At 47.2% G+C, this 16,670-nt stretch carries 15 protein-coding genes and 2 pseudogenes; 15 read left to right on the top strand and 2 right to left on the bottom strand.

From position 1 onward, the window contains the following. Positions 1–141 precede the first annotated feature (141 nt). Positions 142–1,403: pseudogene (locus tag GRPL_RS12555) on the top strand (tyrosine-type recombinase/integrase). 191 nt (positions 1,404–1,594) lie between these two features. Here the strand turns inward: GRPL_RS12555 and GRPL_RS12560 are convergent. Together GRPL_RS12560 and GRPL_RS0125710 are read right to left on the bottom strand one after the other, a co-directional pair. Then, a complete protein-coding gene (locus GRPL_RS12560) occupies positions 1,595–2,476 on the bottom strand; it encodes a LysR family transcriptional regulator (protein WP_032699293.1) in 882 nt (293 codons plus the stop codon). Positions 2,477–2,654: 178 nt separating this feature from the next. Further along, on the bottom strand, positions 2,655–3,572 hold the full coding sequence (locus tag GRPL_RS0125710; protein ID WP_050500307.1) for an MDR/zinc-dependent alcohol dehydrogenase-like family protein: 918 nt from the start codon (positions 3,570–3,572) through the stop codon (positions 2,655–2,657). A gap of 259 nt (positions 3,573–3,831) precedes the next feature. On the opposite strand from GRPL_RS0125710, the gene GRPL_RS12565 reads away from it, so the two are divergent. The 14 genes and pseudogenes from GRPL_RS12565 (at position 3,832) to GRPL_RS12615 (ending at position 16,666) form a co-directional block, all read left to right on the top strand. Next, on the top strand, positions 3,832–5,016 hold the full coding sequence (locus GRPL_RS12565) for an MFS transporter (RefSeq protein ID WP_032699291.1): 1,185 nt from the start codon (positions 3,832–3,834) through the stop codon (positions 5,014–5,016). A 21-nt stretch (positions 5,017–5,037) separates the two neighbouring features. Next, positions 5,038–6,147 carry a GNAT family N-acetyltransferase gene (locus GRPL_RS26270; protein WP_050500305.1) on the top strand — a complete coding sequence of 370 codons (1,110 nt, stop codon included), beginning with the start codon at positions 5,038–5,040 and terminating at the stop codon, positions 6,145–6,147. Between the two features lie 4 nt (positions 6,148–6,151). Then, the gene (locus tag GRPL_RS12570) at positions 6,152–7,594 is read left to right on the top strand and encodes an FAD-binding oxidoreductase (RefSeq protein WP_050500304.1); all 1,443 of its coding nucleotides are present in this window, start codon (positions 6,152–6,154) and stop codon (positions 7,592–7,594) included. 60 nt (positions 7,595–7,654) lie between these two features. Beyond that, positions 7,655–8,827, top strand: a complete 1,173-nt coding sequence (locus tag GRPL_RS12575; RefSeq protein ID WP_032699289.1) for an acyl-CoA dehydrogenase family protein — start codon at positions 7,655–7,657, stop codon at positions 8,825–8,827. A gap of 12 nt (positions 8,828–8,839) precedes the next feature. Continuing rightward, positions 8,840–9,598, top strand: coding sequence for an SDR family NAD(P)-dependent oxidoreductase (locus GRPL_RS12580; protein ID WP_032699281.1), 759 nt, complete (start codon positions 8,840–8,842; stop codon positions 9,596–9,598). A gap of 24 nt (positions 9,599–9,622) precedes the next feature. Then, positions 9,623–10,123, top strand: a complete 501-nt coding sequence (locus GRPL_RS0125700) for a cupin domain-containing protein (RefSeq protein ID WP_050500303.1) — start codon at positions 9,623–9,625, stop codon at positions 10,121–10,123. A gap of 162 nt (positions 10,124–10,285) precedes the next feature. Then, positions 10,286–11,153 (top strand): annotated as a pseudogene (locus tag GRPL_RS12585) (hypothetical protein). A 138-nt stretch (positions 11,154–11,291) separates the two neighbouring features. Further along, positions 11,292–11,486 (top strand): AlpA family transcriptional regulator, encoded by a 195-nt coding sequence (locus tag GRPL_RS12590; RefSeq protein ID WP_032699280.1) that lies wholly within the window; start codon positions 11,292–11,294, stop codon positions 11,484–11,486. A 14-nt stretch (positions 11,487–11,500) separates the two neighbouring features. Then, entirely contained in the window at positions 11,501–12,088 is a 588-nt protein-coding gene (locus tag GRPL_RS12595; RefSeq protein ID WP_032699279.1) for a DUF2857 domain-containing protein, read from the top strand. Next, positions 12,078–12,287 (top strand): TraR/DksA family transcriptional regulator, encoded by a 210-nt coding sequence (locus tag GRPL_RS26865; protein WP_032699278.1) that lies wholly within the window; start codon positions 12,078–12,080, stop codon positions 12,285–12,287. The genes GRPL_RS12595 and GRPL_RS26865 overlap by 11 nt, the downstream gene beginning before the upstream one ends. 396 nt (positions 12,288–12,683) lie before the next feature. Then, entirely contained in the window at positions 12,684–12,905 is a 222-nt protein-coding gene (locus tag GRPL_RS12600; RefSeq protein WP_032699271.1) for a hypothetical protein, read from the top strand. A 77-nt stretch (positions 12,906–12,982) separates the two neighbouring features. Further along, positions 12,983–13,648: a lytic transglycosylase domain-containing protein gene (locus tag GRPL_RS12605; RefSeq protein WP_032699270.1), complete on the top strand. Its 666-nt coding sequence runs from the start codon at positions 12,983–12,985 to the stop codon at positions 13,646–13,648. Beyond that, the gene (locus GRPL_RS12610) at positions 13,629–13,907 is read left to right on the top strand and encodes a TrbC/VirB2 family protein (protein ID WP_032699349.1); all 279 of its coding nucleotides are present in this window, start codon (positions 13,629–13,631) and stop codon (positions 13,905–13,907) included. Before GRPL_RS12605 ends, GRPL_RS12610 begins: the two co-directional genes overlap by 20 nt. 11 nt (positions 13,908–13,918) lie before the next feature. After that, positions 13,919–16,666 (top strand): VirB4 family type IV secretion/conjugal transfer ATPase, encoded by a 2,748-nt coding sequence (locus tag GRPL_RS12615; protein WP_032699269.1) that lies wholly within the window; start codon positions 13,919–13,921, stop codon positions 16,664–16,666. Positions 16,667–16,670: the final 4 nt, after the last annotated feature.

The raw sequence follows: 16,670 nt of genomic DNA, 5'->3' as shown, positions 1-16,670 counted from the left end.
TTTGCGAATCCTTATGTGATTTAGATTCAATAAGTTAGCGTGAAAAGTCTTCCCGATGCATTTTCATTTCCCCCTCCGCATCGGGCAAGATTGGTGGTCTGATTTGGGGTCATTTCAGTTCGATTATGGAGTGACCACCATATGTCTCTGAACGACGCTAAAATCCGTAGCTTAAAACCATCCGCAAAACCCTTCAAAGTTTCTGATTCTCATGGACTGTACCTTTTAGTCAATCCAGGCGGTTCACGTCTCTGGTATCTCAAATATCGTATCAATGGTAAAGAATCTCGCCTCGGCTTAGGTGCTATCCCGATGTTTCTCTGGCTTACGCTCGTCAGCAACGTGATGGTATACGCAAGCTGCTAACGCAGAATATCAATCCATCACAACAACGTATCGCAGAGAAAGCTGCCCGCTCACCGGAAAAAACATTTAAGCACGTTGCATTGAGCTGGCATAAAAGCAACAGAACATGGTCTGAGAACCACGCCTCCCGTCTGCTTGCCAGCATGAACAATCATATATTTCCTGTGATTGGACACTTGCCAGTAGCTGAACTGAAACCTCGTCACTTTATCGACCTGCTGAAAGGCATTGAGCAAAAAGGTCTGCTGGAAGTCGCAGCACGTACCCGGCAGCATATGTGCAACATCATGCGGCATGCGGTGCATCAGGGGATGATTGAGAGCAATCCAGCATCGAATCTCGAAGGTATCATCGCAGCACCGGTTAAACGACACTACCCCGCCCTTCCCCTTGAACGACTACCCGAATTGTTGAGTCGCATTGATGGCTATCATCAGGGACGGGAATTAACCCGGCTGGCTGTTTCTCTTACCCTGCATGTCTTTATTCGCTCCAGCGAACTGCGGTTTGCCCGCTGGACGGAGATAAGTTTCACAAATAAAATCTGGACGATCCCCGCCACACGAGAACCGCTCCCAGGCGTCCGCTATTCCAGCAGGGGGGCGAAAATGCGCACGCCGCACATTGTGCCGCTGTCACAACAGACCATCGACATACTGAAGCAGATAAGAGAAATCTCCGGTGATCAGGAGTTGCTGTTCCCCAGCATCCATAATCCATCCAGACCAATGAGTGAAAATACGGTTAATAAGGCGCTGCGGCTGATGGAATATAATACTAAAGAGGATGTCTGCGGCCACGGATTCCGGGCAATGGCCTGTAGTGCCCTGATAGAATCAGGTCTCTGGTCACAGGATGCAGTTGAGCGTCAGATGAGCCATCAGGAGCGCAATAGCGTTCGGGCAGCCTACATCCACAAGGCGGAGCATCTGGAAGCCCGTAAGGCGATGATGCAGTGGTGGTCAGATTATCTGGACAGGTGCAGAGAGGAATTCGTGCCATCCTATATTTTGGGCCATCAGCAGTCCAAAGTCTGAACTACGGTATAAACCGATTGATAAGCTTGAAAAAGGGCTCAGCTAATGAGCCCCGTTTAAGGCTAAATACTTCGCATATATACTTAAAACACCATCAGCTTCATACAAAGCTTGGTTTTTAGTCACAGAATTGAGCAGGATGTTGAATTTGGCCCCTCACAAATCAAGCACAATTGCATCTGTGTTGGGGGTCAAGTATTTATTCCTAACGCCGCCAGCAATGTACTGATTTTAGGCGAACGATGGCGCGATTTTGCATAAATTAATGAAAGCGGAATCGAAGCCTCGGAGTATTCTTGTAGTAGCTCGACAAGTTTACCGTTTTCCAGATATTTACCGACCGCAAAGTCCATTATTTGAACAACTCCCATCCCGCTGAGTGCCGCCTCTAACAGTACATCCGCAGTATCGACGACCAGATTACCCTTAATATCAAAAGCCTGCTGTTCTCCCGCAATAGAATAAAACCACTTTGTGCTACGCCCAGTTCTCTGTGCTTTAACAGCCAGACAGTTATGCTGTACCAGTTCCGCTGGCTCTTTTGGAATTCCGTGGCTGTTTAAATATTCCGGTGACGCAACGGTGACAAAGCGTAAATGCTTAATAGTTCTGGCGATAAGCCGTGAGTCCTGTACGCTGCCAATTCTAATCGCCGCGTCAAAGCCTTCTTCCACCAAATCAACCAATCGGTCAGTCATAACCGCGTCAATTGTTAATGCCGGATATCTGTCCAGAATCTCTTTGAGCATAGGAATAATTACCAATCGGCCATAGGCAGAAGGTGTCGTTATTTTTAGTTCGCCTTCAGGGAATACCGTTCTGCCGGTAATCGAATGCCCAACCTCATCCATTTCATGAATCAGGCTTTTTGAGGATTCATATAAAAAAACGCCATCGGTAGTCAGACTTACAGAGTGGGTATTGCGGTTAAGCAAGGTAACACGAAGGTCGAGCTCAAGCCTGGTAATTGCACGTGAGACCCCTGATTGGGTGAGGCCCAATGCCTGCGCAGCTTTGGTAAAACTCTGCGTTTCCCCTACCTTAATAAAGATTTTAAGCGCGTTTAAATCCATAAGTCTTCTCTTACATCTCTTACACGAACATCTATGCCTCGTGGAGGTATCAAGATACAAAAAAACTAACAGAAGTTAAATATCAATGTGTTATTAGTTAAAAGATAACGCTATGTCGCCACAATTATTGCAATATCCTTGCGTGGCGACAGCATAGAGGACTATGTACGAGTTGAGCTTAGTCCTGAGGTACGTTGAGCGTGACTTTGCCTGGAGCGAGAAGATGCATGAAATCTTGTTTAATGACTTTATCCCAACTACCAATATTATCCGCGTATACTTTAATGATCTTCTCGTCAACGAGAGTGAGCAAGGTGTTTAAATCTTCTCCAGCCGGGGAATAATCCTTATAAGAAATCAGATCGATTCCTCGTGATACCAAAATTGTGGTGTCTATGCTCGCCACCTGTCCCGAGGCAACGCCCAGAATGAGAACTGTGCCATTAGGGACAACATTGTCTAATAGATGAGCCAGTAAATCGCCACCGACGGTATCGACCAGTGCATCAAAGGCTCCCTCAAAAGGGTATTCTTTAGCCAATAGTACCTCGTTGGGTTTAACGTCGCTGGCTTGCAGCCAATCGAATCCACGCTGACTGTGCACCACCGCCGAAACTTTAATACCGGTATGCATAGCCAACTGAACCAACAAATGCCCGACTCCGCCCGTTGCACCGGTAACGGCCAGAGACTGGCCCGGCTGCAAATGAAGGGATCGCAGAGAACGCAGCGCCGTTAATCCTGCCACCGGCAACGCTGCTGCAACCGCTGCTGATACACTCTCTGGCACGATAGCGACATTGGCACGATCGACAACGCGATATTGGCTCCAGGCACCCGAAAAACTCCATGTTAATACCCGCTCCCCAATTTTTGGTCCCTGACCGTCGGTGCTGGTCTCGATCACAATACCAAATGCATCCCATCCGGCAGGCTTATCCGATTCCCAGGGAAAGTCTAATTCTCCCCGATTAAGTGATATATTGGAAACTCTGATTAAAATATCACTTTCCGTCCTTCTGACTGGCCGCTGTACATCGGTAAATCTAAAACCACCAGTATCTGATTTCACAATTGCTTGCACGTATTCACTCATTGTTATTTTCCTTTTCGATATTTACACATTCAGAAAAATCAATTAAATAAATAACATTATCTATTTTTAAGATAAGCCGATGACAATTTAATTACCTAAATTCGATATCTTAACCTCCTAACCTAACACGACAACTCGATAAACCAGCAGATTATATTGGTGAAAAATGTCATAACAATTATGATTCATATTCTGTTTACAAAAACTGATGATCGAGGGTATTAGTTTCATTACTGTTAATCACATTGAGTGAACTTTTATGAATAAACCACTTCCAGCGGCAATATATGTTTTAGGTTTTACTCTATTTGCCATGACAACATCTGAATACATGGTCGCAGGATTAATCACATCCATGTCATCTGATTTAGGTGTTTCCATTCCTAAAGTTGGATATTTAATTACCATTTATTCATTAGGTATGGTTTTCGGTGGTCCCTTGCTTGCTACATTTTTAGTTAAACTTAGCAATAAAGCAGCATTATTGACTATTACTGGCATATTTCTTGTCGCCCAAGTAGTCGCAACCGTTTCTGCAACTTATGATCTTTTAGCAGTAGCGAGGTTTGCGACCGGATTATCTTCGGCAGCCTTCTTCGGTTTTGCGCTGTTGACAGCGGCAAAAATGGTTCCACCGGAACGCTTTGGCGTTGCAGCCTCCATCGTATTGGGCGGGATGATGATAGCGACGGTGGCGGGACTGCCACTATCAGCAATACTTGACCAGTATTATGGCTGGAGAGTTTCCTTCGCATTAATTATTGTCCTTACATCTTTAGCTGGAATAGGTATTATACTGATTGTTCCTAAATTCAAAGCGGAGGTTAAGGGTAGTATTAAGGCTGAATTTGGTTCAATTATAAACAGATCAATCTGGGGGGCTTTTATTACAAGTTTCTTTATTATTGCTGCTACATTCGCGACATTCAGTTACTTCGTTCCCTATTTTGAAAACACTGTCGGTTTCGATACTCTATATATCCCGGCTATTCTTTTCGCTTACGGTGTATTCACGGTAATTGGTAACTTTCTTGTAGGTCGACTAGCAGATAAATCGCCGATTAAAGTTGTTTTCACCGGAAGCGTCGTGCTAGTACTTGCACTGTTTGGGCTTTATACCTTCTACGAAAATAAAATATTAGTGCTGATTTCTGTAATGATTTTAGGACTTACTGGTATTACTCTCACTCCTGCCATGTCCTCACGCGTGTTTAAAGCAGCCCCTAATACTTCATTAATTAACACTATGCATACCTCCGTTATTTGTCTTGGAGTAGTTATTGGTTCATGGGCCGGTGGCTATGCAATCGACCAAGGTTATGGCTACCGTGCACCAACTCTCATCGGTATTTTTTTAGCAGGATTGGCGATTGTCACCCTACTCCCTGTTTTGAGAAACAACCGTTACGATACTCCTGCTGTTAATCCTCAGACAAATATCTGACTGTACCAATAGGAATAGACCATGAACAGTGAAACTAATTCATTAGGCTATGAAAATAACATTCAAACTATTCCGGAATCGCACTCATTTCCCGAAAACAAATACAAGCATGAGATCCCAATCATTTACCACAGCGAGAGTGATAAAATTATCGACCAAAGTTGCGAGGCAAGGTTATCAAATGACACGCCCAATAAAAAATCATTCACACATAAAATATTTGTTATACGAGAATGCAAGCCGGAGCATATAGGAGACATTTTCTTGCGGCCATCAGAAAATGATTATAGCAGCATAATTCTAGACATTAACATTCATACGCCATTAGGAGAAAAAATAAAAACCGGACTATTCCGTAAACTTTCAGTTTTTTTATTTGAAAAATATAAGACACTGAGAGTTGAGACTCACATTCTGATTGATCATCGTAAAATCATTAATAGCCTTATATTGAGCGGGTATACTTTTGAAGGTATTACACAAAAATTTAATGTAAGTTCAGAGCTAGAGGAATTTGCAGTATTTTCATTATTGAAGGATCAAACTAACACGGGAAAAAGCCTATTATTCCCTGCAGTGGATAGTAATATTTATCGCGATGAAAAAATTGCACTACGTTTAGCCGAAACAAAAGACACATTTTGTATATGGTTAGAGCAATCAAATCCTGAATCATCGAAGTGGGGTTTATTCGATACAGCATCACTTGATGAAATAAAACAAAAAGTCAGGCGTTGCGGGCTTAATTCAGCCGTAGGCCCTAATATATTACTAACTATTATAGAATGCTCAACTGGTAATGCTGTAGGAAAAATTGTTATCCGCAATGTTGTCCCACCTCATGTAGGTGATGTGGGTTACGGGATATTGCCGGAATATCGTGGTTTAGGCTACGCCGTAAGGGCACTGAATCTTTTGAAAAAATGGGCCTTTAATGAAGCTGGTTATGTACGTTTAGAACTTGGTGTCAAAGAAGGCAATATCGCGTCAGAAAGAGTCGCGCAAAAGGGAGGGTTTGAATTTGAGGGGATGCGTCCGGGACGATTGAAAAATCACGATGGTTCATACAGTAATGAAATGCACTATTTCTTTCTGAACCCGAATATTAGCTATCGCAAAATAGAGGATTGATTAAATGAGCAAAAAGTTCATCTCCTTTCTCGAACAGCATTTAGATCATAAAAACGTCGTCGCCTATGTAAAAACACCGAATGATGTTGGTGAATATACTTCCCCATCGGTTTCTGGCCGAGTGGATGTTTCCAGTATTGAACAAGTAATTCGTATTGTTAAGCTAGCAGATCAATTTGACGGAGAAACAGCGCTTTATCCCTACTCAACTGGATACAATTGGGGGCTAGGTTCAACAAAACCTCCGTCAGACAACGCCGTGCAGTTGAAGCTGACCGGATTAAATAAAATTCGCGAGATTAATATCGCAGAGGGTTATGCTGTCATTGAGCCAGGTGTGACGCAGGGAATATTATCGCAAAAATTACTGAACACCCATCGCTTTATTAATGTGACAGCCTCATCTGCAGAAACGAGTTTTTTAGGTAATGCTCTCGATCGGGGCGTCGGGTTGAGGCACCAGCGTACAGAAGATCTTCTCGGCCTGGAAATTGTTCTCGCCAACGGGACACTGCACCGAGTGGGCTGGTGGCCGGAACAGGGAAAACATAGCGCATTATACTCCCACGGGATTGGCCCTTCACTGGTGCAATTATTCACCCAATCGAATCTCGGAATTATAACCGGTGGCGTTGTACGTCTACTTAATCGACCAGAAAAATCTCGCGTCGCCTATATTTCCTTTTCTCCCGAAAACTTAGAGTATGCTATCAATACTTTCCAGCGTTGGTCAGCACAAGGGTTAATTCACGGTGTACTTAAGGTTTATGATGAAACCTCAACACTGACGTATGGTGCGAATAAGGGCGAGTTTCTCGTTCATTTGCCTCTTTCGGGAGCTGCCTCAGTAGTATCGGCACTTTCCACCGCGCTGGAAACCGAGTTTGTAAAAGCTGGCGAGAAATTCATCTCTTTGATCTGGAACGACAGCCCTACGAATCCTTATCAAGATGATATCGTCGCCAATCTAGTCAACGCTGCCTATCAAGGGGATACTAAATATCATGATATCCTTCTGGAGAAGACGCTCGGTACTACACCGGCTGAAATAGATGCCGAAGGCAAAGGCTGGATATTTTTCTTGCCTCTGCTTCCTTTTACCGGTCAGGCTATTAAACAGGCTTATCTACATTTCGACGATATCTTCGAGTCTACTGGCGTGCGCTGCGGCGCCACAATTAATACGCTGAGTGATCAGATTATTGATCTCGTTGTATCCATTCGTTTTGAACGCGTAGAAGAGGAAATAAGAAAAGCTCATCGTGCTCTGAAACTTCTTCATGAAAAATTTAGTGCTTCCGGTTTTTATCCTTATCGTTTGGACGTCGAACATCCTCTCGCCAATAGTCGTAATGCCAGAACGCTTCGTGAAGGTGAAATCATTAGAAGCTTGCAAAAAACTTTAGACCCAAAGGGAATTTTCGCATCCGGGCGATATAGTTATTAATAATAACCAATATGTACTTTTAAGATTTAATCATATAGGTTCATTTATTGAGGCACATCCATGATAACTCATGAAGAAAATACATTTAGCAATATATTAGTTAATCTAAGAGATTTACGTGGCAAATTACGTAACTCCGCTCGTGAAATAGAAGAGCATCGCAGGATACCACTCAATATTATTGAAAGGCTACGTGGCATTGGGATATTTGGAATGTGTTTCCCGCAATCATGGGGCGGTGCCGGACTGACGTCGATTGAGCAAATCCTTGTACTGGAAGAACTCGCCCGGGGCGATACGGCTACCGCCTGGTGCGCCATGATTGGTTGTGACTCAGGTATTTATTCAGGTTTCTTGGAAGAAAAAAGCGCCAAAGAGATCTTTCCACACGCCAATCTGGCCGTGGCGGGTTGGATACACCCGCAGGGAAAAGCCGAGATAGTTGATGGCGGCTACATTGTCACTGGCAAATGGCGTTTTGCCAGCGGATCGCCTCATGGCGATGTCATCTCGGCAGGTTGCTTCCTCTACCGTAACGGCAATCTTATACTGGATGATAACGGCAAGCCCCTTTGGCGAGTCATGCTGGCGCGTCCTGCCGACTACCTTTTTTCCGACACTTGGTTCACCACCGGCCTGCGGGGAAGCGGCAGTCAGGACTACTCCACGCAAGGATTGTTCATTCCCGAACAGCACGCGTTCAATTTCTCGGAACCAAAACGTCAAGGGCCACTGCACAAAACGCCGGATGCAATTTTACGCAAAATGGCCGGTATCCCGCTGGGGCTTGCGAGAGCCTGTCTGGACTATATCTACGACGTCGCCGACGACCGCACAGACAGAATCAATGATGTGAAATGGCGAAACTCAAAGCGCGTACAGACGGCGGTGGCTAACGCAGAGAATCAGTTATTTATCACTAGAAACGCGGCGCTCACCAGCGTAAGTACATTATGGCAGGCGCTCGAAGCCGATGCCGCTCATGACGATATTACTCATTGGCGCGTGCAGTCAGCTTTGAGTCGAAGAAATGCCTTTCAAACCGCACGAACCATCGTTTCAAGCTTGTATGACCTACAGGGTGGGGGTTCTATCTACACCCATGAAACACCTTTTGATCGCGCATTACGTGATATCAACACTATTTGCCAGCACGCTGTCGCGCAGGAAAAAGTCCTGCAGGTGTGCGGCGATATTCTCCTTGGTGGCAAAGTCGAAGATTACTTTATATAAGGAAGAGAACCGATGAGTGGTATTTTTTCGCAAAAGAAAATTCTTGTAACCGGCGCAGGCAGTGGACTTGGCAGAGAAATAGCCTTGGCATTTTCACGACTTGGCGGAACCGTTATTCTTGCAGGTCGAAATAAGCAGAAACTAGAAGAGACAGCGCAAGCGATCTCCGAGACTCCTGGCAAATCATGGGTTATTCCTTTCGACGTAAATAATAATCAATCAATAGATAACCTGTTTGATGAAATTAAAAATAGAGTCGGTACTCTTGATATTGCCGTTAATAACGCCGGAGTATTTTCTTTTGGTTTTGTCGATGAAACCTCCAGTGAAGACTTTAATCACGTATTCACTACTAATGTCATTGGTTTGTTTGAAAGTCTGAAGCGCGAACTTCAGTCGATGAAAGAAAACCGGGCCGGGACTATCGTTAATATTTCATCAAATATGTCTATCGGGCTGAATATTCCGGGCACGGCAGCCTACACCGCTTCAAAGGCTGCCGTCGATGCATTGACCCGCGTCTCGGCAAAAGAGGCTATCACGCACGGCGTGCGAGTTTTCTCAATAAACCCAGGTCCATTGGCCACCGAAATGACCCAACTTCCCGGCGAATCGGCGGCAGACCGTGACAAAAGATGGCGCGATTTGATCCCCATTGGGCGTATTGGCGATGTTAAAGAGATCGCTCAAGCCATTATTTGGTCCTGCTCAGGCCAGTCTGACTACTTAGTGGGTACACGAATAGTTATTGATGGCGGCCACTCTCTTTAAATTCATAACCGTGAGGTACAAATAATGCAACCATTTATTATTAGAGATAATGAAGGCGTTCCGCTTTGGTTAAATAATGACACCTATACTATCAAGCTTGACAAAGGAAATACCGGCGGCAGCATTTCTATTATTCAGGGATTTGTTGGGCCTGGTGGTGGTCCGATCTGGCATCTTCATGAAGACGCTGATGAGATATTTTATGTACTAGACGGCCAATTAACCGTAAGAGCCGGAGAAAATATCTTTCAGGCAAACCCTGGCGATTTTGTTTATGTACCAAAGGGCATTTATCACCAATTTAGAAATAACAGCATTAAACCTATCAAGATATTGTTGATGTTCTCTCCCGCAGGTTTCGAAGGGTTCTTTAGAGAAACAGGCATTGTAGCGAAAGAGGGTGTTACCCCACCGTTACACATTCATGATGCAGAAGCAAACAGACGGGCTATAAAGATTGGAGGAAAATATCTTTCTTTTGTTCCTGATTTTGAAAATCCCGACATCAATCCAAATTTAAAATAAACCAAAATGCCGCGAATTTTTTGCGGCATTCTTATATTGCAAATCAATACGAATGGATAATACTGAAAAAAAATATCCAACCTTCCATCAACAGTCATTCTTTATTCACCTTATGAGAGGGCATTATATTTATCAGCACGGATATGTAAAAGGAGATATGTTATGTCAGACAGACTCGCTTTTTTTAAGAATAAAAATGTAAACTCAGACTGGTTAACTATCAAAGAAGCAGTTAAAGCATCAAAGAAAAACGGCATTAGAAAAATACAAGAAAGTGATATCTATCGATATGCTCTGCAGGGAAAAATCCTCCTTTCGATATACTTTCAGTCTCCAATTACCTTGAGGAAAATAAAATCCTATAACCATAAATTAAAGCTAAAACCTAAAGATAATAACTTACCTGACGGCAAAATTACGTCGGATGAAATCGTTTTTTTTAGCGAGAGTAATTTAACTTTCAGCACCGAAGGTAAATATTTTCACACTTCTCATGGCGTCATTGATACAAGTCTTTTTGGATATGAATATTTTCTCATACAATGCCTACTTGCTCACAATCTAAAAATACCATCACCTGTACTTAGAGGGAACAATAACTATGGCATCACTGTTTCCTTATCAGGGGAAAACTTTCTAGTTCACAATAGAATTTCATTACGCAATGGAATCTCATTAAATGGCATAGATTTAAGTTTTAATGATGCCTACTTACCTATTTATAACTTACCGAAGGATGCATGTTTTGTTATCAGGCAAACTGAGTTAAATAAAATAGTCAACTGGCTGGCTGGAAAAAAAATCACTCTCGGATTCTTCCACACGCATATCATCCCCACTATCAAGACTATTTTGGCTTGCCTGTAGAAATAATGAAACTATCAGCCCGTTGATAGGAAAACCTTACAAGTTGCTATCCATTTTTGAGCAATGGGCATCAGAGGAAGGCATTACCGATCGATTCAGTGGCGACACGCTCAAAACTGCGCTTGAGCGCGGCTCGCCCCCTTCCCTACCAACACAAAAGTAAGATGATGCCCTTCGCTATGAAAACCCGTATTAAGGATTGGATTTTCCGTAATACGGGTTCATCAACTTTCTCCGCACCACGACTTTGTGTTGTCGTGTTATCTCCCGGCTAGCGCAACATCTGCCACAGGAGAATACCGTGACATCTCATCAGTTATTACGTCTGAAACAGGTTGAAGAAAAAACGGGCCTGAAGCGCTCTCAAATCTATCTGTATATGAAAGACGGCACCTTCCCTCGCTCAATCAAGATTGGCCCAGCCAGTGTCGCCTGGCTCGAATCGGAAATTGACGAATGGATCAATATTAAATTAGCCCGCCGCTCAATAAGCTGAAGGGAGAAAACACCATGATTATCCCGTCACTGAATTACGCCGTTTTAACCGATGCCTTGCATGCATTGAAGGATGGCAACATTCGCTACTGTGAATCGCTCGGATTCACTTTCGACGAAATGAATGCCCTCAACCAATTATCACTAGACGAGCTGTTTATCATCAGTCGGGAGTCTGCGCAGTTTTTGGCTGTGACGGTTCATCACGACGCATTACACCTGCTTCTGGCTAAATCCCGTAAGGAGGTTCTGCAGCAGCAACGTATCAATCATGCCATCCGGCTCGGCGGGTCAATTGCGCTACTCAACAAATATTTTGGCCTCACCTCCAACGAAGTCTGCCTTCGCCGCCGGTTACTGGGCGTCCGTGTGCCTTATGGCCGGACGCCAGAGCCGAACGAAGAGACGGATGCGGCCATCTGGCGGCAATGGCAACAATGCCGGGTGGCCAACCTGGACTCGGCCGATGCGCTGGCCGCCATGATGCAGGTAACGCAAACCCTGCTGCCGAAAGTCGAAGGGTTGTCACTGACCATCGTTTGGAAGCGGATCGCACTTTGTGAACAGGAGAAATCAGACCGGAGGGCCGCACATGCCAGATGAGATCGACCGCGATCAGGAATTTAATGAGCAACGACTGGAGGATATGATTGAACAGAGTCGTTTTAAGCCAGGGTCTACGCCATCATTTTTCCATTGTCGTCTATGCGGTAAGCCCATTCCTGAAAAGCGACGGCAGGCACTCCCGGGCATAACCACCTGCACAGAATGCCAGAAAAAACTTGAACGTCGAACACGTTAATAATGGTCATAAAGACATGCAGGAATATTTCCCCTGCATGTCTTTATCATTAACTATGAATATACAGTCGTCTTTATTGACTATTTCACTTACTTTTATTTTTCGCAGAGCTTACCTCCCTCCACCACTAATTTATCTCTCTCATTTTAACTTTGAATTTATAGTTTATATACCGCCCCGGATATCTGATCCTGAAAACCTCATTACATAATAGTTACCCGAATGGACGTTAATTTCCCCGGGTCGGGTATTGCTCTTTAAAAATAAGTTTCGGGCTGTCACGAAACCACAATTCAGGGTGCCGCTGAATGTTCTCGCTGACCCGTTAAAACCGGAATGCAGAATTGGGATGTGACATTCATTTAACTCATTGTTGTTTTTATTAGAGGAGGCGTCATGCGAAAACCCATTTATCACGTATTTGTCACCCAGGAAAGTCAGCCCGACCCACAGGGTGAAAAAAACACCTGGTGGACGAAAGTCGGCGTCGCTTTCGCCCATCACGATAAACCCGGACTGAACGTGGTACTGACACCCGGCATTGCCGTTTCCGGAAAGCTGGTGCTCCTTGAGCCCCGGGATGACGGCGACACAATACAGGATACTCATCCCGTTTAACCACCCTTCCCCCTTTTTCCGGCCCTGTGCCGTCTGATGGCGGTACGCGTTGCCCGGTTTATCATTCCGAGGCCATCATGCTTTCCACCACCGTATTTCTGGCGGCGGCTATGCAGTGCGCCCCCAGCATTCACCCGTCTACGGCACTTGATGTGGCGCGGGTCGAATCCGGTTTGAATCCGTATGCCATCGCTGAAATTCTGCCCGGTGGCAAAGGCGTGATTTCACATTTCCCCACGAGCAGGGATGAGGCCGTCAGCCTCACCGGACGGTTGGCAGCACAGGGCCGACGCTATTCGGTCGGGCTGATGCAAATCACCAGCACCAATTTCCGTCATTACCGCGCGAGCGCCCGTGACCTTCTTAACCCCTGTACCAACCTGTCCGTGTTTGAGCACATCCTCACCGACTGCTACCGCCGCGGCGGTTCCCTCAAACGTGCGCTCAGTTGCTACTACTCAGGAAATTTCACGACCGGCCAACAGCCGGAATCTGCGTTTAACCAGACCAGCTACATCCAGCGCATCGGCTACGCCGTGCCGTCAACGCGGGAAGACCGGCAGCGACTTCCCGCCGAAAAGCTCGTGCCGACAATCCGTTACCCCGCCGCCGTCATGCGTGGCGAGCTTACCGATAACGCCACGCCAGTTCGGACATCCCTGCACTACCCCAACGCCTTGATACGCGGCGCGTTACCCATTCCCGACCCCAGGAGGAACAATGATGAAACGAAAACAGACTGACTGGCCCGCCCTCTCTTCCTTGTTAATGGCAAGCCCGGTGCTGGCAGCAGACAGCGGATTTAATAAAGCCAATGAGACGCTGAGTAACACCTCCACTGGCCTGCTCGGGCTGGCCGCCGTCACCATCACGCTGGCCACCATGTGGGTGGGATACAAAGTCTTGTTTGACGGCAAGAGCCTGCACGACATGCGCAACGTCATCATTGGCGCCATCCTTATCGTCGGTGCGTCAGGTTTCGGTGCCTACTGGGCGTCATAAGGGAGGTAATGATGGCTACGCTGAACAAAGCGCTGACGCGGCCTGCCGCCATAGCCGGTATTCCCCTCGTGCCGTTCGTGATGGTCAGCGGGGCTATCGTCCTGCTGGCGGTTTATGTCAGCTATTACCTGGTATTACTGCTTATTCCCGCCTGGCTGGAGATGAAGGCAAAAGCCAGAACCGATATTCACTATTTCGGGCTGCTCTGGCTGGCCTTTAAAACCCGTGGCCGGTTTGGCACCAATAAACATTTTGGTGCCAATGCCCTGCTGGCAAATCGCTATGACGCTGTCGACGTCTCGGAGTTTATTGAAAAAATGAAGTTAAACGAGCGCGTTACGCTGGAGAAATACATTCCGTATTCCTCCCATATTCACCCGTACGTCATCAGAAACCGCCAGGGTGATTTGGTTGCCAGCTGGGAGCTGGAGGGCACCATTTTTGAATGCGAGGACGAACACCATCTGACGTTAATGGCGACACATCTCAATAACGTTATTCGTTCATATGAAGGCCTGCCGGTCACTTTCTATCTTCACCGTATCCGGGAAAAATACCACGATGCCTTTGACGCGAATTCAGGTATTCCCTTTTCTGATGAAGTGACCCGGCGGTATTACCAGCCGATCAACGAAAAGCCGTTCTGGCGGCACCGGCTGTTTTTCACCGTCTGCTACGCGCCCTTCTCTCCGCTGGGGAAAAAGGCCATGAAGGCGCAACCGTACGGTAAACGCAAAGCGGCGCTGGATGATGCCCTGAAAGTGATGCTGGAACACCGGGATGCGCTGGCTTCGACGCTGTCCCGCTATACGACGACGCCGCTGGGGATGTATGAAGAAAACGGGCGGGTATATTCCGCCCAGTTGTCCTTTTACCACCGTCTGCTCACCGGCCAGTGGCAAAAGGTGGCGGTCACGCCTGCGGCGTTTTATGAAACGTTAAGCACGCCGGATGTCTTTTTTACCACCGACACCGCCGAGTGCCAGACCGTCGGCGGCTCCCGCTTTTTTCGAAGTCTGGAAATCAAAGACTACTCGCCGGAGACCGCGACCGGCCTGCTGGACGCACTGCTGTATGCCGAAAGCGAGTATGTGCTGACGCAGTCCTTCACCTGCATGGCCCGCGATGAGGTGCAGAAGCATATTCGCCTAGCGGAAAAGCGCCTGACTTCGGCAGATGACGACGCCATTTCCCAGCGCGAAGAGCTGATTGTGTTGCGTGACCTGCTCCAGTCCGGGCATGTCTCCTGCGGAAAATACCACTTTTCCCTGCTGGTATCTTCAGACAGCGCCGACCAGGTGGTCAAGGACACCAACGCGCTGACGCAACCCTTCGCCGACCTCGGCATCATGACGACGCTGTCCACGCTGTCGCTGCCCGCCGCGTACCTGGCGCAACTGCCGGGGGTGTATACGTTGCGCCCCCGTCTGGTGGCCGTCAGCAGCCAGAACTTTGCCGACCTGGCGAGCCTGCACAATTTTCATCCTCATAAACGAAACGGCAATCCCTGGGGCGATGCCATCGCGATACTCAAATCCCCTGGCAGTGGCGGGTATTACCTGAACCTGCACGACAGCCAGAGCGGGCGGGATGACTTCAACGAAAAAACGCCGGGTAATACGGCGATTATCGGTAAAACCGGCTCAGGGAAAACGATGCTGATGACCATGATGCAGCAACTAATGCAGAAGTACCGCAATCCGGCGACGTTCTCTGAATCAGCCCCCCTTAAGCAGCTAACCACCGTGTATTTCGACAAGGACCGGGCGGCGGAGATGGCGATACGCCAGATGGGCGGACGCTACTTCCGTATCCGCACCGGCACGCCCACCGGGTTTAACCCGTTTAAGCTTGCGCCGACCCGGCGGAATATCAGCTTTATCAAACGACTGGTGCGCATGCTGTGCGGCCGCAACGGCAAGCCGCTCGATCCGCGCGATGAGGAGCGGATCAGTGCCGCCGTAGATACCATTATGCTCGACTACCCGCCGGAATACCGCAAGTTCGGTATCACCCGGCTGCTGGAAGTCCTGCCGGAGCCGCCAACCCCCGACGCCCGCATCAACGGGCTACGTATTCGCCTTAAACAGTGGGCGCAGGGCGGCGAGTTCGGCTGGGTATTCGACAATGAGGAGGACACCTTCAATATCAGCGACGTCGAAAATTTTGGTATCGACGGTACGGAATTTCTCGATGATGACGACATTCGCGGCCCCATCACGTTTTATCTGCTTTACCGCGTCACCAGCCTGCTGGACGGTCGCCGGCTGGTGATGTTCATGGACGAGTTCTGGAAATGGCTGGCCGATGTCGAATTCTCCCGCTTCTCGCTCAATATGCTGAAAGTGATCCGCAAACTGAACGGCATCTTCGTCCCCGCCACGCAGTCGCCTGACGAAATCGTCAAGCACCCGATTGCCCCGGCGATTATCGAGCAGTGCAGCACGCAGATTTTTCTCGCCAACCCGAAGGCCAGCAGGGCGGATTACGTGGAAAAGATGAAAGTGCCGGAAAGCGTGTACGACATCGTCAGAAACCTCGATCCGGGTGAGCGATCTATGGTGGTCCTGAAAACGCCGTTACGCGCGGGTGAAACCCGGCCTTTTGTGGCGATGGCGAAAATGGATTTATCGGGCCTCGGGAAACTTACCAAAATGCTCAGCGGCAGCGAAGACAACCTGAAGCTGTTCGACACCCTGTATCTGGAAGGAATGCAGCCTGATGACTGGAAAGCCGCCTTCCTTGAACAAGCCCTGTAATATT

The organism is Klebsiella planticola ATCC 33531, assembly GCF_000735435.1.
In the GTDB taxonomy this organism is placed as follows: Bacteria; Pseudomonadota; Gammaproteobacteria; order Enterobacterales; family Enterobacteriaceae; genus Klebsiella; species Klebsiella planticola.
This window is presented reverse-complemented; position numbering and strand designations above follow the sequence as displayed.

Coding starts and splice junctions, on each gene's coding strand:
- GRPL_RS12560 (WP_032699293.1), bottom strand. CDS start 2,476: ATGGATTTAAACGCGCTTAAAATCTTTATTAAGGTAGGGGAAACGCAG.
- GRPL_RS0125710 (WP_050500307.1), bottom strand. CDS start 3,572: ATGAGTGAATACGTGCAAGCAATTGTGAAATCAGATACTGGTGGTTTT.
- GRPL_RS12565 (WP_032699291.1), top strand. CDS start 3,832: ATGAATAAACCACTTCCAGCGGCAATATATGTTTTAGGTTTTACTCTA.
- GRPL_RS26270 (WP_050500305.1), top strand. CDS start 5,038: ATGAACAGTGAAACTAATTCATTAGGCTATGAAAATAACATTCAAACT.
- GRPL_RS12570 (WP_050500304.1), top strand. CDS start 6,152: ATGAGCAAAAAGTTCATCTCCTTTCTCGAACAGCATTTAGATCATAAA.
- GRPL_RS12575 (WP_032699289.1), top strand. CDS start 7,655: ATGATAACTCATGAAGAAAATACATTTAGCAATATATTAGTTAATCTA.
- GRPL_RS12580 (WP_032699281.1), top strand. CDS start 8,840: ATGAGTGGTATTTTTTCGCAAAAGAAAATTCTTGTAACCGGCGCAGGC.
- GRPL_RS0125700 (WP_050500303.1), top strand. CDS start 9,623: ATGCAACCATTTATTATTAGAGATAATGAAGGCGTTCCGCTTTGGTTA.
- GRPL_RS12595 (WP_032699279.1), top strand. CDS start 11,501: ATGATTATCCCGTCACTGAATTACGCCGTTTTAACCGATGCCTTGCAT.
- GRPL_RS26865 (WP_032699278.1), top strand. CDS start 12,078: ATGCCAGATGAGATCGACCGCGATCAGGAATTTAATGAGCAACGACTG.
- GRPL_RS12600 (WP_032699271.1), top strand. CDS start 12,684: ATGCGAAAACCCATTTATCACGTATTTGTCACCCAGGAAAGTCAGCCC.
- GRPL_RS12605 (WP_032699270.1), top strand. CDS start 12,983: ATGCTTTCCACCACCGTATTTCTGGCGGCGGCTATGCAGTGCGCCCCC.
- GRPL_RS12610 (WP_032699349.1), top strand. CDS start 13,629: ATGAAACGAAAACAGACTGACTGGCCCGCCCTCTCTTCCTTGTTAATG.
- GRPL_RS12615 (WP_032699269.1), top strand. CDS start 13,919: ATGGCTACGCTGAACAAAGCGCTGACGCGGCCTGCCGCCATAGCCGGT.